We start from the raw sequence: 23,400 nt of genomic DNA, 5'->3' as shown, positions 1-23,400 counted from the left end.
TTGTCGGAATGTGCACGTCCATCGAAACGCGAACTGCGGTACCGGTGGTAGATCGATCGGCGCTGGGCATTGCACGATCCTGCCGATGTCGCGACGATCGGGTTGCCGGACAGCGACGCGGATGCTTTCGTGAGTTGTGCGTAACTCTCCCGACCTGCTGGACGAGCTCCGCGGCAGCATCACGGTGCATGCCCGGCCGGATCTGCAGACGCCGATCGATGGGCTGTTGTTGTCGAAAGTGACGGCCGAGTCGGCGGTGCCGGAGTATTCGCTGACCGAGCCACTGCTGGTGATCATGACCCAAGGCGGTAAGCGACTCCTGCTCGGCGACCGGGTGTTCGAGTACCGGGCAGGGCAATGCCTTGTCGTCACCGCCAACTTGCCTGTCACCGGCCAGTACCTCGACATCGGCGACGGCGCGCCGTCGTTGGCCATGGGACTGGTGCTGCGCCCGGCCGCCATCGCCGCACTGGTGTTGCAGGCCCCCACCGAACGGTGGTCCCGTGGCACCGCCGGCCCGCAGGCGATCGAGACCGGCGACGCAGATGACGATCTACTCGACGCCGCGGCCCGGATGCTGCGACTGCTCGATCATCCGGCGGACGCGCCCGTGCTCGCCCCGCTGATCGAGCAGGAGATCCTCTGGCGGCTGCTCACCGGCCCACACGGGAGCGCGACGCGCCAGATCGGGATGGCCGACAGCGACCTGTCGCATGTCAGCCGGGCGATCCACTGGATCCGCGACAACTACGCCGAGCCGATGCGGATCGACGACCTCGCACGATTGTCCAGCATGAGTGCGTCGGCGTTTCACCGGCACTTTCGAGCCGTCACGGCCATGAGCCCCTTGCAGTTTCAGAAACGCATTCGATTGCAACAAGCCCGCTCGATGCTGGTCGCCCATCCCGGTGACGTCGCGGGCGTAGGGCATCTCGTCGGCTACGACAGCCCCTCACAGTTCAATCGCGAATACCGCCGCCTGTTCGGCGCCTCCCCGGGCAAGGACACCCAAGACCTACGCACAAACACCACACTGTCGCACACCGGTCCCCTGCCCTGACGGTTTCCGTGTGCTCTCGAGGGGGTAAGCGTAACGGAGGCGCATCACTGATTCGACGAATTCATCAGTCCTGCTTGCCGATTCGACCGAAGACGAAGAAGGGCACGAGAATGGCCGACCAGTACACCCGGCAGGATCCCACTACGCAGTACCCCGCTCCCGATCGCGAACATCAACCGGAGCTACTGCACCCGGGACTGACCTCCGACATGGTGACCGCCCCGGACCACGGCGAGAGGTCCTATCGGGGTAGCGGTCGCCTCGAGGGCCGCCGTGCCCTGATCACCGGCGCGGATTCGGGCATCGGACGAGCGGTGGCGGTCGCGTTTGCCCGCGAGGGCGCCGATGTCGTCGTCAGTTGCCTGAACGCCGAGGAGTCGGATGCGCGGGAGACGGTGCGACTGGTGCAAGAAGCCGGCCGGCGAGGCGTCGTCGCGACCGGCGACATCACGTCGGAGGACCACTGTCAGACCCTGGTCGACCTGACGGTCCGTGAACTCGGCGGTCTCGACATCCTCGTGAACAACGCCGCCTTTCAGATGGTGCAGACCGGTGGTATCGCCGACATCACCACCGAGCAGTTCGACCGTGTCCTGCGGACGAACCTCTACGCGCTGTTCTGGTTGTGCAAGAAGTCCGTCGCCGTCATGGAACCTGGATCGACGATCGTGAACACCTCGTCGATCCAGGGCATGAATCCGTCTCCCGGGCTCCTCGACTACGCCACCACGAAGGCGGGCATAATCGACTTCACCAAAGGACTGGCGGCTGATGTGGCGAAACGAGGAATCCGGGTCAATGCCGTTGCACCGGGGCCGATCTGGACGCCGCTGATCCCCGCGACCATGCCCGCCGACGGTTATCGGCAATTCGGGGACGACGTGCCTCTGGGCAGGCCCGGCCGGCCGGCCGAACTGGCACCCGCGTACGTATTCCTCGCATCGAACGAATCCAGCTACGTCACCGGAGAAGTGCTCGGCGTGACCGGCGGGACGCCGTTCACCTGAGCACTGCACGGGTGACGGAGATCCTGAGAGGTCATTCCTTTTCGCGGGCGGCGACAATGGCGGCGAGGTTTGCGGCGATGTTCTCCTCGGCGGCAACTTTGTCCACACCCAGTCCGGTGAGCACACCGACCCCGTCCTCGACCTCGAGCAGGGCGAGCAGGATGTGCTCGGTGCCGATGTAGTTGTGCCCCAGACGAAGCGCCTCACGGAATGTCAGTTCGAGCGCCTTGCGTGACTGAGTGTCGAAGGGGATGAGTGCGGGCACCTCCTCGACCGCGGGGGGCAGCGTCGCGGTTGCGGCGTGCCGGACCGAATCCAGTTCCACCCCCTGCGCGGCGATCGCCCGGGCGCCGAGCCCTTCGGGATCGGTCAGGAGTCCGAGGACGAGATGCTGGGGCAGGATCTCGGCGTTGCGAGCGGCCCTGGCCTCGTTCTGAGCGATCACCACGACCTGTCGTGCGCGCGGAGTGAACCGACTGAATCCCTGATTCGGATCGAGGTCGGAGGCTTGCCCGGGGTCCTTGGGGACGAACCGCTTCTGCGCGGCCTGCTTCGTGACACCCATGCTCTTGCCGATTTCGGTCCACGATGCCCCCGAGCGGCGAGCCTGGTCGACGAAGTGACCGATGAGATGGTCGGCCAGTTCACCGAGGTGTTCCGCAGCGAGAACCGCGTCGGTGAGTTGCTCGAGCGGGGCTTCTGCGTGCACCTTCTTGATCGCATCGATGAGCTCGTCGAGCCGGATGGGTGGGGTCGTGCGGTCCGAATTCTCCATGCGTCAACTCTAGGTTGACGATCCGACAGCGTCAACCCCAGGTTGTCGCTTGCGGCTTCCGCCGGCAGCCCACCGACCCGCGACCGGATCTGTTACTTTGATGACTAGCAGATCTAGGGATAGGGGTTCTATGCATATTGAGAAAGATCTGGTGGCGGCCTCGGCCACTCCCCTCGTGCTCGGAATTCTCGCGGAAGGCGAGTCCTACGGGTATGCAATCTTGAAGCGAGTCAACGACCTGTCCGGCGGACGGATTCAGTGGACCGACGGAATGTTGTACCCCCTTCTGCATCGTCTGGAAAGGTTGGAATACGTGTCGGCGTCGTGGGGAGCCTCCGACAGCGGGCGCAGACGCAAGCACTACACGATCACCGCTGCCGGCCGGGAGATGCTCGCGGAACGGCGCGCCCAATGGGACGTCGTCGCGGAGGCTCTGAGCCAGGTGTGGCGCTCCGTCCAGCTGCCCCCCGCCTCCGCCGAAGGATGGACGTGATGGATACCGACAAGGAGCTGGAATCGCAGATCGGTCAGTGGCGGGGCTACGTCGAACGCCGTCACGCGATATCCGCCGCCGACACCGACGAGATGGAAGACCATCTACGCGATCAAATTTCGGACCTGTCCGCCGCCGGGCTGAAGGCCGACGAGGCATTCCTCGTCGCGGTCAAACGCATGGGCAACGTCGACGACATCTCCCGCGAGTTCGCACGCGAGCACTCCGATCGGCTGTGGAAGCAACTCGTCCTGATGCCCGCCGCGTCGGATGGCGATGGCACTCGCCCCACGCGTGAGCTGTTCGTCGTTCTCGGGCTCGCCGTCGGCGCGGCACTGTCGGTCAAGGCCGGCGTCGCGACGCTCGACGAGCAGGACCTCGCGCGCAACCTCAGCCTCTTCGTTCTCCCGTTCCTCGCCGCGTACTTCGCCTGGAAGCGTCAGGTGACGCCCCGCCTCGCCGCGGTACTACTGGTGCCGTTCGTTCTGGCGGCGGTACTTCTGAACGTCTTCCCGTTCGCGTCGAACGGTTCCACCGAGGTGATCGCGGCGATCCACGCACCGATCGCGCTGTGGTTCGCCGTCGGCCTCGCGTACGTCGGGGGTCAGTGGCGATCGGATCGGCGGCGAATGGACTTCATCCGTTTCACCGGCGAATGGGTCGTCTACCTGACCCTCCTCGCCCTCGGCGGCGGCGTCCTCATCGGCCTGACGATCGGTGCGTTCGACGCACTCGGCCTGAGTGTCGAGTGGTTCATCGAGGACTGGGTGCTGCCGTTCGGGGCGGCAGGCGCGGTCATCGTCGCCGCATGGCTCGTGGAGGCGAAGCAGAATGTGGTCGAGAACATCGCCCCAGTCCTCACCCGCGTGTTCACCCCCCTGACGACTCTCATGCTGCTGGTGCTGCTGACGGCATTCGCGACGACCGGCAGCGTCGTCGACGTCGACCGAAATCTGTTGATCCTGATGGATCTCATCCTCGTCGTCGTCCTCGGATTGCTGTTGTACGCGATCTCAGCCCGTGACCCCTACCTGCCGCCCGACCTGTTCGACCGCCTCCAACTCGTCCTCGTCGTCAGTGCCCTCGCGGTCGATCTGCTGATGCTGTTCGCCATGCTCACGCGAATCGCGGAATTCGGCTTCACCCCGAACAAGGTGGCGGCGCTCGGAATGAATCTGGTCCTCCTCGTCAACCTCGCGTGGTCGGCTCACCTCATCGTCGGGTTCCTTCGCGGCCGCCGCGGATTCAGCTCCACCGAACGCTGGCAGACCCGCTACCTCCCGGTCTTCGGCGTGTGGGCGGCGTTGATGGTCGGCGTTCTCCCACCGGTTTTCGACTTCGTGTGACGACAGTGCGGAGCTGAACGAGAGTGTTCTCCTCGCAAGGGGAATTCACGGCGTACGGACCGTCCTATTGGGCCATGATCGTGCTGTTCGTCGTGGGGGCCGCGATTCTGGTCTGGCTCGGACGAAGGCAGACCGAATCGCAGGCCCGACGCCTGGGCCGCGTCCTCGCGGTGCTGACGGCCGCGATATACGGCGCGACACTGGTTCATTTCTCGATTCCGCCCACGATCGCCGACTCGGTGCCGCTGCGCCTCACCGATCTCGCGACCGTGGCGGCGGCCTGTGCGCTGTGGACCCGGGCGCAGTGGGCCTACGCACTCACGTACTACTGGGGACTCGTGCTGAGCACCCAGGCGTTGATCTCGCCTGTTCTGACCGGCCCGGACTTTCCCCATTACCAGTTCCTCGCGTTCTGGGCGATTCATCTGCTCGTGGTCTGGGCGGCCATCTATCTGACGTGGGGACGAAGGATGCGGCCCCGGTGGCGCAGCTACCGGTTCACGGTCCTGGTCACGGTCGTGTGGGCGGCAGCTACCTTCACGTTCAACAGCATCGCCGGAACCAACTACGGCTTCCTCAACAGAAAGCCCGCCACCGCGACCCTCCTGGACGTGCTGGGTCCCTGGCCGGTGTACCTAGTGACCGCGACAATGCTGATTCTCGTCGTGTGGGCGCTGATGACCTGGCCGTGGGAGCGGGCACGACGACGCACCGACGAAGGCCCTCTGCCGTCCTGACGTTGTCCGGCGTCTTTGGTGTCGCGCGTTATCTTCCGAATGACGCTGCTGCTGCGTAACATCAGATCCATCTCGCTGGAATCCCTCTGGAGGCCGACGTGGGTGGACTTGGTATCGATCTCGGAACTGCCAACACTGTCGTCGGAACTCCCGACGACGGCATCGTACTGAACGAGCCGTCCTTCATGCTCGTTCGAACGAAGGATCCGCATCGTGCTCTCGCGATCGGCACGGAGGCGCGAAGTCTCGTCGGCCGCACTCCTATCGGAATCACGCCGGTTCGACCGTTGCGTGACGGGGTGATCGTGGACCTGGAGTCGGCGCGGGCATTCGTCACGGCCGTCGTCAAACGGGTCTCCTCGGCCAGGCGATACGGTCTGCGTCCCAAGGCCGTCATCTCGGTCCCTGCGGGCGCAACCCCGCTCGAGCGTCGGGCACTGCTCGAGGTCGGACACGAGGCGGGCCTGCGGAAAGTGGGGTTGGTGCCGGAGCCGGTCGCGGGTGCCCTCGGCTGCGGGATCAACCCGCTCGAACCACGGGCCCACCTCGTCGTCGACATCGGTGGCGGCACTTCGGAAATCACCGCCATCTGTTTCGGTGGCATTCTCTCCCACCGCAGTTGCCGACTCGCGGGAGACGAACTGACCAACGCGCTGTACCAGTACTTGCGGTCGGAGCACAAGATCGTGGTCGGCGAACTCACCGCCGAGCGGGCGAAGCTCGGCGCACCGGACACCGACGAAGGGCAGTCACTCGTCGTGGAGGGCCGCGACGCAGTCACCGGCCGGGCGCGATTCGTCACACTCGAGACCGAGGAGATCGTGGATGCGTTGCGTCCGACCACAACCGGAATCGTCCAGACACTGACCGAGTGTCTCGAGGACCTTCCTCCCCAGGCGATCGGCGACGTGATGTCGGAAGGGCTCCTCGTCATCGGCGGCGGGGCGATGCTGCGTGGTCTGTCCCAGCTGCTCGAGGAGTCCTTCGGGTTCCCGGTGAAAACGGCCGAGCGCCCACTCACCTGCGTCGCCGAGGGCGCTACGGCGTGTCTGGTGCACCCTGAGGTGGTTGCCGCCTACAGCGCCTGATCACCGATTCGGCGGCGGCGCGGACGGTCGCGGGAAGTAGTGTTCGAGGAGTTTCTTGACCACGGGGCCCGCTGTCGCCGACCCGAAGCCACCGCCGCGGATCAACACCGACACCTGGATCTGGGGGGCGTCGAACGGCGCGACCGCAGAGAACCAGGCGTTGAGTCCTTCCCCGGGCGCCGACGGGTCCTCCGCCGTGCCGGTCTTCGCGCCGGCCGGTACGGGGAGGTCCGCGAGTTGCCCGGCGGTCCCGGCCGACGCGGACGCCCGCATGCCTGCCCGGACGGGACCGAGCAGGTCCGCGAACGGTAGGCGCTGCGGCTCCGCTGTCGGGATGGGGGTCAGTTCCGACCCGTATGCGGCCGCGAGCTGAGGCGTCACCATCGCACCCGTGGCGATGCCCGACGTCCAGCGCGCAACCTGGATCGGGGTCGCGCTGACGGTGCCCTGCCCGATACCCATCAACAGGGTCGACCCGGGATACCAGGTGGCCCCGATACTTCCGACATTCTCCGGGGTGCCGAGGAATCCCTCGGCCTCGCCGGGCAGATCGATCCCGGAGCGACGGCCGACGCCGAGTTGCCCCGCGACGTCCGCCATCTTCTCCGGGCCCAGGAGTTCACCGAGTTTGTAGAAGTAGACGTTGTCGGACCACTGGATCGCCTGGAGCAGATTGTGCGGGCCCATCGGTTGCCAGTTCCGGAAGGTGTGGCCACCGTAGGTGTAGGCCGCGCCCGTGTCGATCACCGTGTCAGGCGACAGAACCGGGTATCGGGTATTCGCCGCCGCGACGACGATCTTGAAGGTGGAACCGGGCGGGACCGCGGTCTGGGTGGCGTTGTTGACCAACGCGCTCGGCCCCGGGGTCTGGCTCTGCGCCGCGAGGGCGACGAGGTCGGCCGGAGGTCCGTAGACGTTGTTGTCGGCCCCCGGGACGCTGGCGAGGGCCAGCACGGCTCCGGTCCGCGCGTCCATCACGACGGCGGCACCGAGGTCGCCCTTGCTGGTTCGCATCGCCTCCACGAGCGCGTCGGTGGCCAGGTTCTGGACACCGATGTCGAGGTGCAAGCGCAGATCGTGGCCCCGCACCGGGTCCACGCGTTCGCCGGTGGCCACCGGACGCCCGGATGGATCGACGTAGATGCACTGTTTGCCGTCGCTGCCGCGGAGCAGAGCGTCGTACTGCTTCTCGAGTCCCGCCTTGCCGACCCGTGACCCGAGCGCCAGATGCGGCCAGCGTTCCATGTCGTCGGCGTCGGCGACCCCGACGTGGCCGAGGACGGAAGCGAGCACGGCACCATAGGGATACTGCCTGCGACCGGACGGCACCACGAGCACACCGGGAAGTCGCGCATCCACGATGCGCCGAGCCTGGTCGGGTGCGACTCTGCCCACGGCCACCTGAGACTCCCCCTCGCCACCGGCGTCGATCAGGTCCGCCAACCCGCCGGGGGACGTGCCGAGCAGCGCGGCGAGCCGGTTGCGGGCGTCGTCGTCGTTCTCCTCGAACATCCGAGCGACCACCGCCACCGCATACTCGGCGACATTGACCGCAAGAGGAACACCGTTGCGGTCGAGGATCAGCCCGCGCTCTGCGGGCAGGCGGATGCACCGCATCATCTGCTGGTCGCTCATCGCCCGAAATTCAGCACCCCGGTCGTGCTGCAACTGCCAGGCGAACATCGACATCGCGACGAGTGCCGCGGTCATCGTCAGCGTGCCCGCCGACATTCCGCGCGGTCGGCGCCGCCGTCGGGGATCCGGGGCCCACAGGGGTCGCGCGACGCCGTCTCTGCGCACCGCGAGTATCAGTCCGATGGCGGCGAATCCGACGATGGCGGCCGTACCCCCGTAGCTGAAGAGGGGAATCGGCATCCCGGTGTGGGGCAGCAGCGACAGACTCTGACCGATCGACACCAGCGCGTGGATCCCGAACAGTCCACCGATCCCGGCCGCGACGAGCGCAGCCTCCCGGGTCCGCGCCGTTCGCGCGGCGAGGGCTGCCCGCCACACGATGACCGAGGTCGCCACCACGACGGCCAGTCCGGCGATCAGACCCCACCCGTACACGAGGCTGGCGAACGCGAGATCGTGCTCCGATTCGGGTAGATACTCGGCCCGCACGTCGTACAGCGGGTCACGCGCCAGACCCCACAGCCCACCACTACCGATCGCGATGTTCGCCTGCAACTCGGCCCATCCCGCGCCGGCGGGGTCGGCGTTGCTCGACAGGAACACGTGCACCCGTTCGAGCTGGTAGGGACGGAGGAAGAGCACGGCCAGCGGAAGCGACGCGATACCCAGGACGAACAGCGGAACCAGAGGCAGCAGCGGGACCCGGGCGAGGATGAGCATGAATCCTGCCGTCGCAACGAGGACGACGGCAGTCGACAGGTCGGGTTGGAGTGCGACGAGTGCGATGGGCACGCCCGCGATCACGAGGGTCGCGACGAATCGTGCCAGGGTGAACCCCACGGCGAGCATGCTCGCGGGCACGAGAACCAGAGCGAGCTTGGCCAGTTCGGACGGCTGGACGGTGAATACGCCGAAGTCCAGCCAACGTTGAGCACCCTTGGTCGCGACCCCCGCGAGCGGCACGACCGCCAGTAACACGGTCGCCACGGTGAACACCGCCCAGCCGAAGGCGCGGAGATCGCTCATCCGCAGGCGGGACACCACATACATGATGCCGAGACCGGCAACGGCGAAGAGCGTGTGGCGAACAGCATCTGCCGTCTTCCCTGTCGACAGCAAATTCAGAAGGCCGAGCACGACGAGAACGATCGCCGCACCGACGATCCACGGGTCGGATTCGTGCTTGTCGTCGTGCTTGCCGTCGTGCATCCCACCCCTCCCCCCGGCGCTCAGCAGCGAGCGTTTTCGGCGGGCACCAGCAGCGGCTCGGACGCGGCCGTCGCCGGGGCGCTGGTGACGGCCGCGACGGCGAGCGCGGCGTCCGGCGGCAGATCCGTCCGGACGATGCCGTACACCTGTTGTGATCCGGGCTGAACGGGCAGTGTCACGTCACTGGTGGCCCGCACCTCGCCGGAACAGCGGTCGTACACGTTGACCTTCCAGGTCACGGCGCCGACAGCCGCTGCCGGATCGAGGCGAATGTCGACGCGGATCGCGCATGCTTGCCCGGGCCGGCACTCCCCGTTGGCGCGTGTGACCGTGACGAGGGTGATCGGCCCCGCGCTTGCGGGGGCACCGACGTCGACGGGCGGCGGCGGCCGGCCGGCATCGATCGTCGGCGGCGCCGGCTGATCAGCCGGGGGTTCCGGTGGAGGCGGCGGCGACACGGCCCGAATCTGATTCTGCTCCGTGGGATTCACGGGATTCAGGACGGCGTCCCATCCCCGGCGCAGCTCCGACCACACCCGTGGAGCCATCCACGCTGCAGCGACGAGCAGCAGGATCGCGATCAGGCCGACTGCTCCTTGCCGCCTCGACGGCCGTCTCCTCTTGCGATGCCACGGATTCCGGACCGGCGGGTACCATCCTGACGGCGCGAGGGTGGGTCCGGCCGCCACAAAGGGCCAGTCCTCGACGTCCGCTCGCTCCCCCACCACCCGGCTGTCAGGACGCGGCCGTCCCATGGTGGCCGCGACGAGCCCGGCGAGTTGGCAGCGCTTCCTTCTCTCCTCGGCCGGGTCGACGTCCGGTGCGATCGCTCGACGAACCCTTTGCACCAACGCATCCAGATCCGTTGTTTCGGCGAGCGATTCGTGCAACCGGTCGGCCAGTGCCGAATCGCGGCCGTTCGTCGCGATACTTCGGAGAAGGTCGGCCACCTCCTCGTTCGTGTCGTGCCGGGACGCACTGTCCGCGCACTCGATCGTGAGCTGGCCACTGTCGGACACCGTCACTTCCCGGAGGCGGAGCGGGTAGGGCCACTCGCCACGCGCCAATTCGAGCTGATGGAGCGCATCCGCAACGAGCAGCGCGGCCTGCGCTGGTGTCAACGTCGCCACCGCAAGGAGTCTTCGGAGTGCGACGCCGCCGACACGTTCGTCGTGATCCATGTGTTCGGGTGAGTCGGATCGCACATCGGCGGGTTCGGTTCTCCTCGCAAGGAGCCCTGTCACTGCTTCGATCATCGCGCACCCCGACGCTATGCCTCCCGCACGGTTGAGACGCGACCGGAGCGGGCGGCGGCGGACCTTGAGTTGGGCTTACTCGCTGCCGAAATCCATTACGCCTGCGTCATTCATTTAACTCCGCGGCGCACTCCGGCGTCCGAGAAATCGCCTCGTCCGCTTCGACACAATTCGGTGTCGTCGATCCGGACCGCCGGGGCGCACCTGTGTCCGTCAGCTCCCGCTCGGCGGTACGCCGAACGCGCGCATCACGATCGCACCCCAGTCCCGCGACATCGGGCACGGTGGAGGATCCCGGTGGTCCAGGAACCGGATCACCTCGTCGTCGAAGGCTGCCGATGTGGGCAGCGACGAGTGTGCGGCGCGGACCGGGCAGCCATTGCGTTCGACGTCCAGCCTCCAGCCGTGCGGCATCAGCGGAAGATCGGCAGCCGAGGTGATACTCAGAACACGCACCTCCCCGGGCAGCGGCTCGCCGAGAATGGCTTGTGCGCTGCCGGCGGTGCCGAGCAGTTGCCGTGCCGCGGGCGTGTCCGGGTCGAAGTGGAAGAAGACGACGTCGGTCACGGGCGCCGCCCACCGCAACAGGTCGCCGAACACCCTGCCCGGTCGGTCGACATCCGGAGGCGGAAAGCCGAGCGGGGTCTCCGGAAAGACACCCACCAGCACCAGCACATCGACCCGCGCCCGACCCGTGGCGACCGCTTCCCACGCAATCCAGGCGGCGTGGGAATGTGCGGCAACGGTCAACGGCCGCTGCAGGTTCGCGATCTGTTCGGCAAACAGCGAGACCTGTTCCTCGACGGGCCGCTGGGTGTCGGCAGGTTCGTACGGGGCCCCCGATCTGATCGGACACGTCGAGTCGCGCTGAGGCTGTCCGTCACCGGGGCCGGCGTAGGAGAAGTAGTAGACCTGATCGCATTCGTAACCCAGCCGGCGCACGTCCGCCCGGTGCATGCTCCCCTGCCCCGAACGCGAATTGATTCCGGACATGATGAACAGCGAACCGGCCTGTGGTGACCCGGGTTCCGGATCGTCATAGCGTCGTGTCTGAACAAAGACCACCGACGCCGCAGTCAACGCGACGAGGACGGCAGCGAGCGCCGTGACGGGCCGGGTGAGCGGCGCACGGTCCATCGCCCACACCGTCAGTCCCGTCGCCGCAGCCGAGATCGGCACGAGCAGCACAGTGACGGCCGGGGCCCGGTCGGCCAGAGCGCCGAGCCCGAGGACCGCCGCGCAGTACGGCGCCATCACCTCGATCCGCAGGCCGCGGCGCCACGCCCGCGCCATCGCCCCGCGCAGGGTGACCTCGCCCTGCCACGGGACCGGCCCGAGTATCACGACCAGCAGTCCGATCAGCGCCACCGCCGGCCAGAACGCCCGCGAATACAGCGCCGCGTAGGCGGTCGCGTCACCGAGCGTCGCCAGGAGTACGGGGCCGAACGCCGTCGCGTAGAACATCGCGGCGAAGCGGACGCGTCGGGCATCGAGTCCACCGAGAAGCCAGGCCATCAGCATGACCCGCACGACCGATACCACCGCCAGCAGCACCAGGAACTGGGGCCACGAGGCGGTAAGCACCAGCAGAAGTCGCAGGTCCGCGAACTGATCCAGCGGCGGCAGCGCGACCAGGTGCAGCAGTCCCGGCCAGACGGGAATCATCCCGCTCGCCGCGAGCACGACGACGAGCACCGCGACGGCGGCCAACGGCAACCACCGCGTCCACTTCGTCGACGTCATATCTTTCGCTGTACTCGCTGTTCGTGGTCCTGCACAACCCATGAGCAGACCACACAGGCCCGGTTCTCACGTCCGGAGCGTGGACAGGACGGCCCTCACACCGGACGCAGGACGTCGTGCCGGACAACGGCATACCCTGTGCGCGCGGTTCGCCGGATGTGTGACCGCATCGCGGAGGATGATCACCTCATGGAACGTGCGGAGGTCGGAAGCCACGGGGCGCTCATGACGTTCGACCAGTTCGCGGACATCTTCCGGGACGTCGCCAGCCTCGGCGTCGTCAGGGACGACTTTCACCGATTCGACGACGTCGTCACCGCGAAACTCTACGACCTGCTCCTCGTCGCGCAGGAGAGCGCGGCGGCCCAGCACCGGCACATCGTCGAACCCACCGACCTGCCGATCACCAGAGGGTTGCAGGAGAACATCGGGTTGTTCCGCGAGCTCGGCCCCAGCCTTCGGGTTGACCCGATCGTCGAGCGGCTGGCCGACTACCCGCCTCTCGACGGCATCCTCGCCACCGAAACCCGCTCGGGGCTGCCCGACATCACCGGCGGACTCAGCGTGGCCCTCGCGCGCACCTTCCGCACCGTCTACCCCGAGTTGAGAACCGTGCGGGCACGAACCACGCACTGGTCCGTGATCAGTACCCTCGTCGACCTCTATCTCTGACGTCCCGGCCGCAATAGGCCACTGCCCTTTCACGCATTCGGAACTCCCCCTGGGGTGCAAACATCCACCCCTGGATGGATGGCCGATCACCCCTTTAGGGGGCGTTGCCGGGCCCGCGTTCCGGCGAAGACTGGTGTTCGTCCACAAGGGGACACGGAAATCCACACACCACACTCAGGAGCAACGCAATGAACTCGACGAAGACACGCATCGCCGCAGCAGCCGCAACGGGCGCCGCCCTCGGACTGGGAATGTTCATGGCCCAGAGCGCCACTGCCGCCGCCGCACCCGCCCAGTCGACGTTCCCGCAAGTCGTCTCCCCCGAATCCGGACTCTCCCCGTACAAGGTCGAGGTCAGGGACCGTATCGGCTGCGCAAACGCATGGCCCATGGTCGCCTGCGACGCCCCCGACGAGGACGTGCCCGACCAGGTAACCCTCGTCGAGCCCGGCACCACCCTGGTCGAGCCCGGCGGCACATCCCTCTTCGGCCCCGCCGCCGCTTCCGTGCACTCCCAGCAGGGCGCCACCATCCACCAGGTCAACTACCCCCTCGAGCCCGACGACGGCGTGATCTCCCACTCGCTCGATCCCGACATGCCCTGGATGTGACATTGGTGCGACGCCGACTCACTCAGGATCACTAGTACAGTCTCGCGGCCGCCGGGGCCAATGGCCTCGGCGGCCGAGACGTGTGCGATGACGCGTGCCGTGCGCGTCTCGGAGTATTTAGACAGACGAACCATCGATGACATCCACACCCTCGAGGAGGACGATAAAACAGACCGGTCTCGCTCTGATCGCGGAACGAGCCTCGTTGTGACGGGTCTCTTCGAACGATTCCACTTCTCCGCAGTTCCCGATTGAACGTGAGGCGGCCGAGATGACGGCAGAAAACGTGATGGGCGCACAGAACGCCGATCAAGAATGTCAAGACTGCGGCTACAAACCGGAGCTGAAGCGAACCCTGGGCTCCTTTCAGGTGTTCGCCGTCTCGTTCGCATTCATCTCGGTGGCGGTCGGGATCTTCGGCACCTACGACGACGTACTCCGAGACGCCGGGCCGGTGGGAATCTGGCTCTGGGTCATCGTGGCACTGGGGCAGACCCTGGTGGCGCTGGTGATCGCCCAATTCGCGGCCCGCATCCCACTCAGCGGCTCCTCCTACCAATGGGCCTCGCGGCTGGCGAACCCGAAAGTCGGCTGGCTGTTCGGTTGGCTGACCTTCTGCTACCTGGCACTCGGCGTGGTGACGGTCGACAACGCGATGGCAAGCTCCGCGCTCATGCCGCTGTTCGGCATGCAGCCCGACGAGGACACGGCACGCGTGATCACGCTCGTCGTAGTGCTTGTTCAGGCGGTGCTCGTCGTGTTCTCGACGCGCCTCGTCGGCTTGATCACGTCGGGCGCGGTGGGGCTCGAACTGGTGATCGTCGTGGTGCTGGCAATCGGACTCTTCGTCGCTGTGGCGATCACGGGCGAGGGCTCGGTCGACAACCTCACCTCGCGCGGTATCACCGAGGGCGCCCCCAACTATTTCGCTGTCGGCGGCGGGTTGATGGCTGCGATGATCATGGGGCTCGCCACGCTCGTCGGCTTCGACTCCGCGGCGAATATGGCTGAAGAGGCCAAGGATCCGTTTCGCAGCGTCCCGCGCGCGATCGTGGGATCGGTCGTGGCGGCGGCTGTGCTGGGACTGGTGTTCTTGATCGCGCTCACGATCGCGATCAAAGATATCCCCCGGGTGAGCGCCAGTGACACGCCGGTGGCGGCGATCCTGCGCGATCAGCTGGGTCCGGTGATGGAGAGGACGCTGCTGGTCGCGATCGCGTTTGCATTCTTCGGCGCCGGGATGGTGACCCTGGCCACCTGCTCGCGGATGGTGTTCGCGATGTCGCGCGACGCACGTTTCCCTGCTTACCGACTGATGCGCCGGGTCAACCCGCGTACGCAGACACCCATTCCGGCGACAATCCTGATCGTCGTCGTGGGAGTCGTCCTGATGGCCGTGCTGCCTGGTGGCGCACTGCTGGAGTTGCTCACGGTCGGGACGGTCATCTCGGCGGTCCTCTACGGCGCGATCATCGTCCTCTATCTTGCGGTGCGGAGACGACTGGATCGTAAGGAGGGCGCGTTCGATCTCGGTCGCTTCGAAATGCCGGTCGCGATCGGTGCGCTGGTCTGGTCGGCTGTCGTGCTGTTCGTCATCGTGTCGCCCTCGAGTGCCGTGACCTCGATCCTGATAGCGGTCGGGTTGCTCCTCGCGGGCGGGGTGTACTTCGCCTACCTGTTGATCTTCAAACGCGAGGTACTGGACACCGAGCCCGGAGACGCCGATGTCTTCTCACACTGATCGTGAGGTGAAGCCCCTGACTGCCACTGTCGCGAAGCTGACGGGTGAGGTCGTGCGTGCGGGCGATTCCGGCTACGAGGCGGCGCGGGTCGGCTGGAACCGCCTGTATTCCCGGTACCCCGAGGCCATCGTGTTCTGCTGTGACACACAGGACGTGATCAATGCGGTCCGCTGGGCTCGCGAGGAAGGCATCGCCCTGCGTGCCCGCAGCGGCCGCCACAGCCTCGAAGGCTGGTCGTCGATCGACGGCGGGCTGGTCGTCGACGTCAGTCGGATGAAGAGCATCGTGATCGACGAAACGGCACGCACGGCGACGGTCGGGACGGGTCTGACGCAGAAGGAGACGGTCGCGGCCCTCGGGCAACGCGGCTTCGTCGTACCGACCGGCTCGGAGGGCGGCGTCGGTCTCGGTGGTGTGATTCTCGGGGGTGGCTTCGGGCTGCTGACCCGCTGCATGGGCATGGCGTGCGACAACCTGCTCGCCGCGGAGGTCGTGGTGGCCGACGGCTCGCGCTCGGCGAAGATCGTGGAGGCCACCGAGCACAGCAACTCCGACCTGCTGTGGGCGTGCCGTGGTGGAGGCGGCGGTAACTTCGGGATTGCGACGTCCTACACGTTGAGGCTTCACGAGCTCTCGAACGTCACATTCCTCGTCGCGCGGTGGACCGGTCACGGCGACCTGGCCGCCCTGCTTCGCACGTGGCAACGCGACGCGCCGGTCGCCGACGAGCGGCTGACCAGCGCGCTCGAGGTGGATTCGAGCGCGGTCGAACTGTCTGCGCTGATGTACGGCGGTTCGCGGCGAGAACTCGAGGACCAGCTGCGCTCGCTGCTGACGATCGGGAATCCCGACGTGAGCGTGACGGAGGACGCCTGGCCGACCGTGTACGGCGAGGTCGACAGGGGGCCGAACGACGTCGCACTCTGGAAGTTCTACTCGCAGTTCGTCACCCGCCCCTTCCCTGACGAGGCGATCGATCTGATCGTCCGCTGCATGGGTAACACGCCCAGTCCGCCGAGCAACTTCTTCTGCTCGAGCTTCGGTGGGGCTGTGCGGCAGGCGCCGCCCGGCGGATCCGCGTTCCCGCACCGTGACGCGCTGTTCTACTGCGAGCCGGGCGCCGCCTGGAACGACCCGGCCCTGAACTCGACGGCGCTGGGCTGGGCGACCGACTTCTGGCGCGCACTGCGCCCCTACGGCGACGGCGCCTACGTCAACGTGCCCAACGCCGCCGAGTCGGAGTGGGAACGTGAGTACTACGGCTCGAACCGCGAGCGGTTGCGCGAGGTCAAGGCCATCTACGACCCGGAGAACGTGTTCAGCTTCGAGCAGAGCGTGCCCCCTGTCACCGGCTGACCCGTCCCGAGTCCTACGCTGGGGCGATGGCGGTCAACCGGAGTCGCAGGGCCAGGGGCGCCCGTAAACGCAAGCGTCGGATGGAGAGTGTCGAGCACGACCTCACCGCCGAGCAGTGGAGTGCGCTGACCGAGGCGTGGGGTGGCTGCGCGTACTGCGGCGCGACCGACAAGCCGCTGCAACGCGACTGCGTGCAGGCACTGTCCCGCGGCGGGCGTTACACCCTGGACAACATCGCCCCGGCCTGCGGCTCGTGCAACGCCAGTAAATGCAATGACGAGGTCACCGGCTGGCTGCGGCGCAAGCGACTCGACGAGCGCGCCTTCCTGCTGCGTCACGTCGAGATCAAGACAGCACTCGCGCTGCGATTCCCCACCCACCCGGACACTGAACTCGAAGCGCCGGAAACCACTGCCCTGTGACGACAGCGCCTGCTACTTGGTGCCGAAGAGGCGGTCGCCGGCGTCCCCGATGCCGGGCAGAATGTAGCCGTGTTCGTCCAGTTGGCGGTCGACGGCGGCGGTGTAGATCGGGACGTCGGGATGCGCCTTGTGCAGGGCGGCAACGCCTTCGGGGCAGGTCAGCAGGCACACGAACTTGATGGATTTGGGGCCGCATTCCTTCAGCCGCTCCACCGCCGCCACGGCAGAGTTGCCGGTGGCCAGCATCGGGTCGATCACCACCACGTCGCGCTCCTGCAGATCGCCGGGCATTTTGAAGTAGTACTCCACGGCTCCGAGAGTTTTGGGGTCGCGGTAGAGACCGATATGGCCGACGCGCGCGCCCGGCACAATTGTCAGCATGCCGTCCAGGATGCCGGTGCCCGCGCGCAGGATGGAGACGAACACCAGCTTCTTGCCGTCGATGACCTTGCCGGTCGTGAATTCCAACGGTGTCTCGACGTCGATCTCCTGCATCGGGATGTCGCGAAGGACCTCGTACGTCATCAGCGCGGAGATCTCGTTCGCCAGTCGACGAAAGCTGTTGGTGGAGGCATCCTTACGGCGCATCATGGTGAGCTTGTGCTGCACCAGTGGGTGGTCGATCACGTGTACCGTGCCCATGTATTCGTCCTCGTTTCGTTCTAGAAGACCGTGCCGTCGCTGACGACGACCAGCGGCGGCAGCCCGCCACGCGAGCGCTGTGCCAGCGCACGGCCCGCCGCCCAGGTGCCGCCTTCCAGGACGCAGGCCAGCGGCATCGCCCGGGAATCCACGCCCAGGCGCGCGCGCACCAGCGGGGCCAGTTCGTCCAGGAGTGCTACCGTCAACGCCCGCCACTCGACTACCAATTCGTCGCCGGCCGTCCAGCTTTGCGCAGCCCAGGCTCGATCGTGCAGGCGGAGCACGCCGGTGTCGAGAAGCAGGCCGCCGTTCCGGTACTCGGGCAGGCCGGTCAGCGCATCCACCCCGACCACCCGAACGCCGGCCCACTGGAAGGGCTCCAGCAACGAATAGCACAGCCACTGCGACAGTTTGTGAAACGGCATCCAGCCCTGGGTCAAGCCGGGACCGGCCACCGCGTCATGGCGCCAGCAGTCGCCCAACGGCTCGGCACCGATGGCGTTGCCCGCAGGCCAGATGCCCGACAGCGACGTCAAGAGCTGCGACAGGATGTCGTGGGCAGCGACCGTCGCCGTGGCCGCACCCTGCGGGGCGACCAGCAGGTCGAACAGGCCACCCGGCCTGCCCTGCGAGCCGAACACGTCGGGCCGTGCGCCGAGCACCTCACCCAGCCGTCGCAGGAGCAGCACGCGACCTTCGAGTCCCACCAGCGGATTGGACGGGCCGGCCTGGAACACCTCGGCCAGCCGGTTCGCATCCAGGCCGCGCAGTCCGGCCGCATCTACCTGAAGCGGGTGTGCCGCGTCGCTCGAGAACAGGCCGCCGAGAAACGCGTGCCAGCTCGCGACACCCAGGCCCTCGGAACGGGCGAAGCTCTGCCCGCTGGCTACCTCGTCGTAATGCCAGTCGGGACCGGCGCCTGCATCGAGCAGCACGCTGACCACGGCCAGGTCGATCATGGCGCGAGCGCGGACCGGCGCGTCCAGCGCAGCCAGCCGTGTGTCAAGCTCGGCCTTGCGGTCCACGCCGCCGGCTTCGAAATGGCGCCAGCGGCTGTGGTACGGGATCTTCAGGTCCGGATAGCGGACACGCGTGACGTCGGCAACCTCGGCCGCGGCCGAGTGCAACGCGTCGTCGTCGACGGCGAACCAGAGTGAATCGCCCTCGCGCGCACGGGACAGCAGCTGTCGTGCGCGCTCCCGCACAGCCGACGTGGTACGCAGAGCCGCGGCCGCACCCTCCGCCCGCCCGGTGTCCAGGTCGGGACGGACGCCGATCACGCTCATCCGTCCAACTCCCGGCCCTTGACCTTCGCCAGTTCGTCCGCGTCCGGCACTGCGCCCGGCGTGAAGTAGCCGGCCGCCATCTTGGCGTCGATCTCCACGCGCGCGTCGGCCGGGATCAGATCCGCGGGGAGGTCCACCCTCTCCACGACCTCGATACCCGAGCCGGTGATGGCGTCGTACTTCATATTGCTCATCGAGACCAGGCGATGGATCTTTCTGACGCCCAGCCAATGCAGAACGTCGGGCATCATTTCCTGGAAGCGCATGTCCTGCACGCCGGCCACGCATTCGGTGCGGGCGAAGTACTGATTGGCCGTGTCGCCGCCCACCTGGCGCTTCCGCGCGTTGTAGACCAGGAACTTGGTCACTTCGCCGAGCGCACGGCCCTCCTTGCGGGAGTACGCCACCAAGCCGACACCACCACGCTGTGCACCCTGGATGCACTCCTCGATCGCATGCGTGAGGTACGGGCGGCAGGTACAGATGTCGGAGCCGAACACGTCCGACCCGTTGCATTCGTCGTGTACGCGTGCGGTCAGCTCCACGCCAGGATCGGCCAGGTCACGCGCGTCGCCGAAGATGTACACGGTCTGACCCCCGATCGGGGGCAGGAACACCTCGAGGTCCGAGCGCGTCACGAGCTCGGGGTACATGCCGCCGGTCTCCTCGAACAGCACGCGGCGCAGATCCGTCTCGCTGCAGTGAAAGCGCTCCGCCACACCCGGCAGGTGCCAGACGGGTTCGATCGCCGCCTTGGTGACCAGCGCAGCACCACTGGGCAGCAGGAAGCGGCCGTCCGGATGCAGACGACCTTTCTGGATAGCCTCCATGACCTCCGGCAGGATCACGTGCGCCTTGGTCACCGCGATGCTCGGGCGGATGTCGTGACCGGCCGCCAGTTCGGCGGCGAAGACCTCGGCCACCGTGGCGCCCCACGGGTCCAGGCTCACGATCTTGCCGGGCTCGCTCCACTGCGGATACGGGCCGATGATGTTGGTGGGCGCGGTATTGGTGAGGTCGGCCTTGTGGTGGCGCGACAGCGCGCCCGACGCCACCGCCAGTGCCCGGTAGATGCTGTACGAGCCGCTGTGCGTTCCGATCACGTTGCGGTGGGCGCGGTTGGTGGTGGTGCCGACCACCGGCCCGCGCTCGGACGCCGTGGGTGCTCCCCAGTGGATCGGCAGGGCTCCGACACCGCCGCTGTGTGAGGTCAATCGGATGTGGCCGCCGGCGGACTCGGGGGTGGCGGCGACGGATTCAGCGGACATGGCGTTCCTCCGTTAAGGAAGGCCCGGCGGCACGGCATGCCGCCGGAACGTGTCTCCAGCGCCGGATGCTGCCGACCACCGGAAACCGAAGCATAACCACTCGGCCGCCACAATGTCGTGTGGCGGAGACGGCGACCCGTCCTGGCGATACGGCAGCACGATGGATCCGACTCGCGAGGCCCATTCTTCGCAGGTAGCGACGGCAGACGCGCGCGATGGGATGGCGCCGACGAGCGGATAGCCGCGAGGACCTGGGATAGTGTCGCCGTGGTGACGAAGAATCGAGCGCGAGCCGTCGACCTGCGAACCCAGATCGAGGCGGACGACGTCTTCGCGCGTGGCGACGCGTTGCGGGCCACCGTGCCGTCGAGTGCGCACGAGAGCGCCGCGGCCGGCGCAGGACGGCCGGATGTGCTCGAATTCGTCGAGACCAGCAATCAGGGACGGCTGGCAAATCTGATCCCGCTGCGAATCGGCCGGATGATCGCCTCCCCGTTCGCCTTCTTCCGCGGCGCCGCAGGCCTGATGGCGGCCGACCTCGCCACCTCTCCGGTTACCGGATTGACAGCGCAGCTGTGCGGTGACGCCCATGCTGCCAACTTCGGCCTGTATGGGACGCCGGACGGTCAGATCGTCATGGACATCAATGATTTCGACGAGACAGTCCCCGGCCCGTGGGAATGGGATCTCAAGCGCCTCGCAGCAAGCCTGGTCCTCGCCGGACGCGAGGGCGGTGTGTCCGAAAACGGCTGCATCGAGGCCGCCGAAGACGCCGTCAAATCGTATCGACGCACCATCCGCGATCTCGCCGAACTGCCATTCCTTCAGTCCTGGAATGCGTTGCCGGACAAATCGGTGCTCGAGCGGGCAAAGGCCGACGCGCTGCTCGACGACTTCGACAAGGCTGCGCAGAAAGCGCGACGCAATACGAGCGAGAAGGTGGCGGAGAAATGGACCGCCCACCTCGAAGATCACGATACCGGGATCCGCCGACGACGGTTCATCGACGACCCGCCGATCCTCACCCACGTCGATCGCGCCACCGCCGATGCCGTGACCGATGGTCTGGAACGGTATGTCGAGTCACTGCGCGAGTCTCGCAGGAACCTGATCACCCGATTCGCCGTGTCCGACGTCGCGTTCCGGATCGTCGGAACCGGCAGCGTGGGTCTGCGCAGCTATATAGCCCTGCTGCACGGTAATCGGGACGAAGTGCTCGTACTTCAACTGAAGCAGGCCCGGCCGTCCGCACTATCGGCGTATCTACCTGTCGACGAGCCGAAACACGAGGGCAAGCGGATCGTGCACGGCGCCCGGCTGGTGCAGGCGGAATCAGACATTCTGCTGGGCTGGACGACCATCGACGGCCTCCCTTACATCGTGCGGCAGTTCCGAAACCTCAAAGGGGACATCGATCCAACCGGTCTGGAACAAGACCATCTCGACGACTACGGCCGGCTCGCCGGCGCCCTGCTCGCGCGTGCACACACCCGCTCGCTCGATCCGCGGGCGCTCGCCGGATACTTCGCCAGCGACACGGACCTCGACGAGGTGATCGGACGGTACGCCGTCAGCTACGCCGATCAAACCGAAGCCGACCACGCAACGCTGGTCGCCGCGGTGAAATCGGGGCGGATCGCAGCAGAGCCGGCCTGATCCGGCACGGCGGAATTGCTCAGTGCGGAACGTGTAGCCAAGGGGTGGCGAGCCGAGAAAGGTCGCCACTCCCCCGAGATACGAGGCGCGGTTGCACCTCGTATCCACCCGAGCCGGAATGCCTCGGATGCGTGAGTGTGAGTGGCGACCTCTTTCGTCGCAACCAGAACATACCTCGCTCCCCCGACACGAATTGTCACCCCTTAGGCCATGGAGCCGGCGGTGCGAGTGAGAGCCTCCGCGCGCGCCGCTACAGGCGTTCACCGGGCTCGGCAGCTGCCGACCGCCCGCGCCGCCAGCTCATCCACCGGACGGACACGGCAAGCACACGCGGTACGACGAGATACACCGCGGTGGGAACGACGACACCGGTGAGCGACAGGGCCCGCAGCCACGTCGGCCAGGCGGCCGTGATCGGGCCCGACAAGGCCATAACGGTCATGCCCAACGTGACGAGCGGGAATATCGACACCCAGGTGGCGACCGCCCGCACGTGGATGGACGGAGGCGGCGCCGGCACGAGATCCCGAGCAAGCCGGTTCACCCGTACAGGCCGGTACCTCGTAGTCGTCGGAGCGAGATGTTCCACCACCGCGGATGCGAGAACGAGAGATTCCATCCTGAGGCAACCCTTCCCAAAACTCCAACTATTCAGTTGCACTTTGACCGTAGAGCCTGAGGAGGCAGATTGCAACCAAACAGTTGGAGTCTGTCGTAGGATGCAGCCGTGGCGTGGGATACCGAACGAACCAAGAAGCTCCTCATCCAGGCCGGAGTTACCGAATTCAGTTCGTTCGGTCTGGCCGGCGCCCGTGTCGATCGGATCGCCGACACAGCAGGAGTGAACAAAGAGCGCATCTACCAGTACTTCGGCAAGAAGGAGGCGTTCTTCAGCGCGGTCCTCGAACACGAACTGGCAACCACGCTGGCCGCTGTCGAACTCTCCGGTCACGGGGTCCCCGCCATCGCAGACTATGCCGGTCGCCGATTCGACTACCAACGCGAGCACCCCACTTTCACGCGGCTGCTGTTCTGGGAAGGACTCGAGCTCGAGGCACCTGTCGCGGAAGCATCACGACAGAAGCACGCTCGAGCGTTAGTCGCCAGCGCACGGGAAGCGGTCCCCGAACTGTCCGAGAGCGATGCACAGGAACTGCTCATCACTGTCATCACGCTCGTCGACGGATGGGTAGCTCTCCAGACCGCAGACCGGCTGTTCTCGACACCCCTTCCGCGTGGTCGCGACCGGGACTCGCGACGACGCGACTTCATCGTCCTGACAGTCGAGGCCGCGACCCAGGCCGCACTCACCCGAGCCCAGTCGGCCCGGACATAGCCGTCGCGTCATCTCTGCGAGGATCAGGTATCGGCGCGGCGAAGGCCTGTAAAAGCGGCC

Annotated in this window: 21 protein-coding genes; 13 read left to right on the top strand and 8 right to left on the bottom strand. The window is 66.7% G+C overall.

The window, feature by feature from the left end:
• Positions 1 to 136 precede the first annotated feature (136 nt).
• Both OYT95_RS37895 and OYT95_RS37890 read left to right on the top strand, forming a co-directional pair.
• Positions 137 to 1,060 (top strand): AraC family transcriptional regulator, encoded by a 924-nt coding sequence (locus OYT95_RS37895; RefSeq protein WP_268790525.1) that lies wholly within the window; start codon positions 137 to 139, stop codon positions 1,058 to 1,060.
• Positions 1,061 to 1,170: 110 nt separating this feature from the next.
• A complete protein-coding gene (locus OYT95_RS37890; protein ID WP_128638523.1) occupies positions 1,171 to 2,067 on the top strand; it encodes an SDR family oxidoreductase in 897 nt (298 codons plus the stop codon).
• A 31-nt stretch (positions 2,068 to 2,098) separates the two neighbouring features.
• On the opposite strand, the gene OYT95_RS37885 is transcribed toward OYT95_RS37890, so the two are convergent.
• The gene (locus OYT95_RS37885; protein ID WP_037233882.1) at positions 2,099 to 2,842 is read right to left on the bottom strand and encodes a Clp protease N-terminal domain-containing protein; all 744 of its coding nucleotides are present in this window, start codon (positions 2,840 to 2,842) and stop codon (positions 2,099 to 2,101) included.
• A gap of 130 nt (positions 2,843 to 2,972) precedes the next feature.
• On the opposite strand from OYT95_RS37885, the gene OYT95_RS37880 reads away from it, so the two are divergent.
• The 4 genes from OYT95_RS37880 to OYT95_RS37865 all read left to right on the top strand — a co-directional run bounded on the left by OYT95_RS37880 (position 2,973) and on the right by OYT95_RS37865 (position 6,506).
• Complete coding sequence (locus OYT95_RS37880) at positions 2,973 to 3,335, top strand: PadR family transcriptional regulator (RefSeq protein ID WP_128638522.1); 363 nt, start codon at positions 2,973 to 2,975, stop codon at positions 3,333 to 3,335.
• Positions 3,335 to 4,681: a permease prefix domain 1-containing protein gene (locus OYT95_RS37875; protein ID WP_037233886.1), complete on the top strand. Its 1,347-nt coding sequence runs from the start codon at positions 3,335 to 3,337 to the stop codon at positions 4,679 to 4,681. Before OYT95_RS37880 ends, OYT95_RS37875 begins: the two co-directional genes overlap by 1 nt.
• A 74-nt stretch (positions 4,682 to 4,755) precedes the next feature.
• Positions 4,756 to 5,418 (top strand): YwaF family protein, encoded by a 663-nt coding sequence (locus OYT95_RS37870; RefSeq protein WP_442972577.1) that lies wholly within the window; start codon positions 4,756 to 4,758, stop codon positions 5,416 to 5,418.
• A 98-nt stretch (positions 5,419 to 5,516) separates the two neighbouring features.
• Positions 5,517 to 6,506: a rod shape-determining protein gene (locus tag OYT95_RS37865; protein WP_268790524.1), complete on the top strand. Its 990-nt coding sequence runs from the start codon at positions 5,517 to 5,519 to the stop codon at positions 6,504 to 6,506.
• Here OYT95_RS37865 and OYT95_RS37860 read toward each other — a convergent pair whose 3' ends face one another.
• From OYT95_RS37860 to OYT95_RS37850, 3 genes are all read right to left on the bottom strand, one after another.
• Positions 6,507 to 9,350: an FtsW/RodA/SpoVE family cell cycle protein gene (locus tag OYT95_RS37860; protein WP_268790523.1), complete on the bottom strand. Its 2,844-nt coding sequence runs from the start codon at positions 9,348 to 9,350 to the stop codon at positions 6,507 to 6,509. It lies immediately after the preceding gene.
• A 20-nt stretch (positions 9,351 to 9,370) separates the two neighbouring features.
• Complete coding sequence (locus OYT95_RS37855) at positions 9,371 to 10,606, bottom strand: hypothetical protein (RefSeq protein ID WP_128638518.1); 1,236 nt, start codon at positions 10,604 to 10,606, stop codon at positions 9,371 to 9,373.
• A 213-nt stretch (positions 10,607 to 10,819) separates the two neighbouring features.
• Positions 10,820 to 12,349, bottom strand: coding sequence for a hypothetical protein (locus tag OYT95_RS37850; RefSeq protein ID WP_268790522.1), 1,530 nt, complete (start codon positions 12,347 to 12,349; stop codon positions 10,820 to 10,822).
• A gap of 189 nt (positions 12,350 to 12,538) precedes the next feature.
• On the opposite strand from OYT95_RS37850, the gene OYT95_RS37845 reads away from it, so the two are divergent.
• The 5 genes from OYT95_RS37845 to OYT95_RS37825 all read left to right on the top strand — a co-directional run bounded on the left by OYT95_RS37845 (position 12,539) and on the right by OYT95_RS37825 (position 17,152).
• Positions 12,539 to 13,021 (top strand): DUF1931 family protein, encoded by a 483-nt coding sequence (locus OYT95_RS37845; protein ID WP_037234037.1) that lies wholly within the window; start codon positions 12,539 to 12,541, stop codon positions 13,019 to 13,021.
• A 188-nt stretch (positions 13,022 to 13,209) separates the two neighbouring features.
• Complete coding sequence (locus OYT95_RS37840; protein WP_112298269.1) at positions 13,210 to 13,632, top strand: hypothetical protein; 423 nt, start codon at positions 13,210 to 13,212, stop codon at positions 13,630 to 13,632.
• Positions 13,633 to 13,903: 271 nt separating this feature from the next.
• Positions 13,904 to 15,373, top strand: a complete 1,470-nt coding sequence (locus OYT95_RS37835) for an APC family permease (protein WP_037233903.1) — start codon at positions 13,904 to 13,906, stop codon at positions 15,371 to 15,373.
• Entirely contained in the window at positions 15,357 to 16,730 is a 1,374-nt protein-coding gene (locus tag OYT95_RS37830) for an FAD-binding oxidoreductase (protein WP_128969993.1), read from the top strand. Before OYT95_RS37835 ends, OYT95_RS37830 begins: the two co-directional genes overlap by 17 nt.
• A gap of 80 nt (positions 16,731 to 16,810) precedes the next feature.
• On the top strand, positions 16,811 to 17,152 hold the full coding sequence (locus tag OYT95_RS37825; protein WP_037233907.1) for an HNH endonuclease: 342 nt from the start codon (positions 16,811 to 16,813) through the stop codon (positions 17,150 to 17,152).
• Between the two features lie 12 nt (positions 17,153 to 17,164).
• Here OYT95_RS37825 and upp read toward each other — a convergent pair whose 3' ends face one another.
• Genes upp through OYT95_RS37810 form a run of 3 tightly spaced genes read right to left on the bottom strand, consistent with a single transcriptional unit; the run spans position 17,165 to position 20,348 of the window.
• Positions 17,165 to 17,794 carry a uracil phosphoribosyltransferase gene (gene upp / locus OYT95_RS37820; RefSeq protein ID WP_005246597.1) on the bottom strand — a complete coding sequence of 210 codons (630 nt, stop codon included), beginning with the start codon at positions 17,792 to 17,794 and terminating at the stop codon, positions 17,165 to 17,167.
• A gap of 20 nt (positions 17,795 to 17,814) precedes the next feature.
• A complete protein-coding gene (locus OYT95_RS37815; protein WP_268790521.1) occupies positions 17,815 to 19,080 on the bottom strand; it encodes a URC4/urg3 family protein in 1,266 nt (421 codons plus the stop codon).
• Entirely contained in the window at positions 19,077 to 20,348 is a 1,272-nt protein-coding gene (locus OYT95_RS37810) for a GTP cyclohydrolase II (protein WP_268790520.1), read from the bottom strand. Before OYT95_RS37810 ends, OYT95_RS37815 begins: the two co-directional genes overlap by 4 nt.
• A gap of 270 nt (positions 20,349 to 20,618) precedes the next feature.
• Between OYT95_RS37810 and OYT95_RS37805 the strand changes: the two genes are divergently transcribed.
• Positions 20,619 to 22,004: a DUF2252 domain-containing protein gene (locus OYT95_RS37805; protein WP_268790519.1), complete on the top strand. Its 1,386-nt coding sequence runs from the start codon at positions 20,619 to 20,621 to the stop codon at positions 22,002 to 22,004.
• A 250-nt stretch (positions 22,005 to 22,254) separates the two neighbouring features.
• Here the strand turns inward: OYT95_RS37805 and OYT95_RS37800 are convergent, their stop codons facing one another.
• Positions 22,255 to 22,623, bottom strand: coding sequence for a hypothetical protein (locus OYT95_RS37800; RefSeq protein WP_268790518.1), 369 nt, complete (start codon positions 22,621 to 22,623; stop codon positions 22,255 to 22,257).
• A gap of 108 nt (positions 22,624 to 22,731) precedes the next feature.
• On the opposite strand from OYT95_RS37800, the gene OYT95_RS37795 reads away from it, so the two are divergent.
• Positions 22,732 to 23,340: a TetR/AcrR family transcriptional regulator gene (locus OYT95_RS37795; protein ID WP_112298275.1), complete on the top strand. Its 609-nt coding sequence runs from the start codon at positions 22,732 to 22,734 to the stop codon at positions 23,338 to 23,340.
• The last annotated feature ends 60 nt before the right edge of the window (positions 23,341 to 23,400 follow it).

Source organism: Rhodococcus sp. JS3073, assembly GCF_026810085.1.
Taxonomy (GTDB): Bacteria; Actinomycetota; Actinomycetes; order Mycobacteriales; family Mycobacteriaceae; genus Rhodococcus_F; species Rhodococcus_F wratislaviensis.
The sequence above is the reverse complement of the archived record's forward strand: the minus strand, read 5'-3'. Positions and strand labels throughout refer to the sequence as shown.

Bases quoted from the DNA above. Each gene is read 5' to 3' on its own strand.
- OYT95_RS37890 (WP_128638523.1), top strand. From the start codon at position 1,171: ATGGCCGACCAGTACACCCGGCAGGATCCCACTACGCAGTACCCCGCT.
- OYT95_RS37885 (WP_037233882.1), bottom strand. From the start codon at position 2,842: ATGGAGAATTCGGACCGCACGACCCCACCCATCCGGCTCGACGAGCTC.
- OYT95_RS37880 (WP_128638522.1), top strand. From the start codon at position 2,973: ATGCATATTGAGAAAGATCTGGTGGCGGCCTCGGCCACTCCCCTCGTG.
- OYT95_RS37875 (WP_037233886.1), top strand. From the start codon at position 3,335: ATGGATACCGACAAGGAGCTGGAATCGCAGATCGGTCAGTGGCGGGGC.
- OYT95_RS37870 (WP_442972577.1), top strand. From the start codon at position 4,756: ATGATCGTGCTGTTCGTCGTGGGGGCCGCGATTCTGGTCTGGCTCGGA.
- OYT95_RS37860 (WP_268790523.1), bottom strand. From the start codon at position 9,350: ATGCACGACGGCAAGCACGACGACAAGCACGAATCCGACCCGTGGATC.
- OYT95_RS37855 (WP_128638518.1), bottom strand. From the start codon at position 10,606: ATGATCGAAGCAGTGACAGGGCTCCTTGCGAGGAGAACCGAACCCGCC.
- OYT95_RS37850 (WP_268790522.1), bottom strand. From the start codon at position 12,349: ATGACGTCGACGAAGTGGACGCGGTGGTTGCCGTTGGCCGCCGTCGCG.
- OYT95_RS37845 (WP_037234037.1), top strand. From the start codon at position 12,539: ATGGAACGTGCGGAGGTCGGAAGCCACGGGGCGCTCATGACGTTCGAC.
- OYT95_RS37840 (WP_112298269.1), top strand. From the start codon at position 13,210: ATGAACTCGACGAAGACACGCATCGCCGCAGCAGCCGCAACGGGCGCC.
- OYT95_RS37835 (WP_037233903.1), top strand. From the start codon at position 13,904: ATGACGGCAGAAAACGTGATGGGCGCACAGAACGCCGATCAAGAATGT.
- OYT95_RS37830 (WP_128969993.1), top strand. From the start codon at position 15,357: ATGTCTTCTCACACTGATCGTGAGGTGAAGCCCCTGACTGCCACTGTC.
- OYT95_RS37825 (WP_037233907.1), top strand. From the start codon at position 16,811: ATGGAGAGTGTCGAGCACGACCTCACCGCCGAGCAGTGGAGTGCGCTG.
- upp (WP_005246597.1), bottom strand. From the start codon at position 17,794: ATGGGCACGGTACACGTGATCGACCACCCACTGGTGCAGCACAAGCTC.
- OYT95_RS37815 (WP_268790521.1), bottom strand. From the start codon at position 19,080: ATGAGCGTGATCGGCGTCCGTCCCGACCTGGACACCGGGCGGGCGGAG.
- OYT95_RS37810 (WP_268790520.1), bottom strand. From the start codon at position 20,348: ATGTCCGCTGAATCCGTCGCCGCCACCCCCGAGTCCGCCGGCGGCCAC.
- OYT95_RS37800 (WP_268790518.1), bottom strand. From the start codon at position 22,623: ATGGAATCTCTCGTTCTCGCATCCGCGGTGGTGGAACATCTCGCTCCG.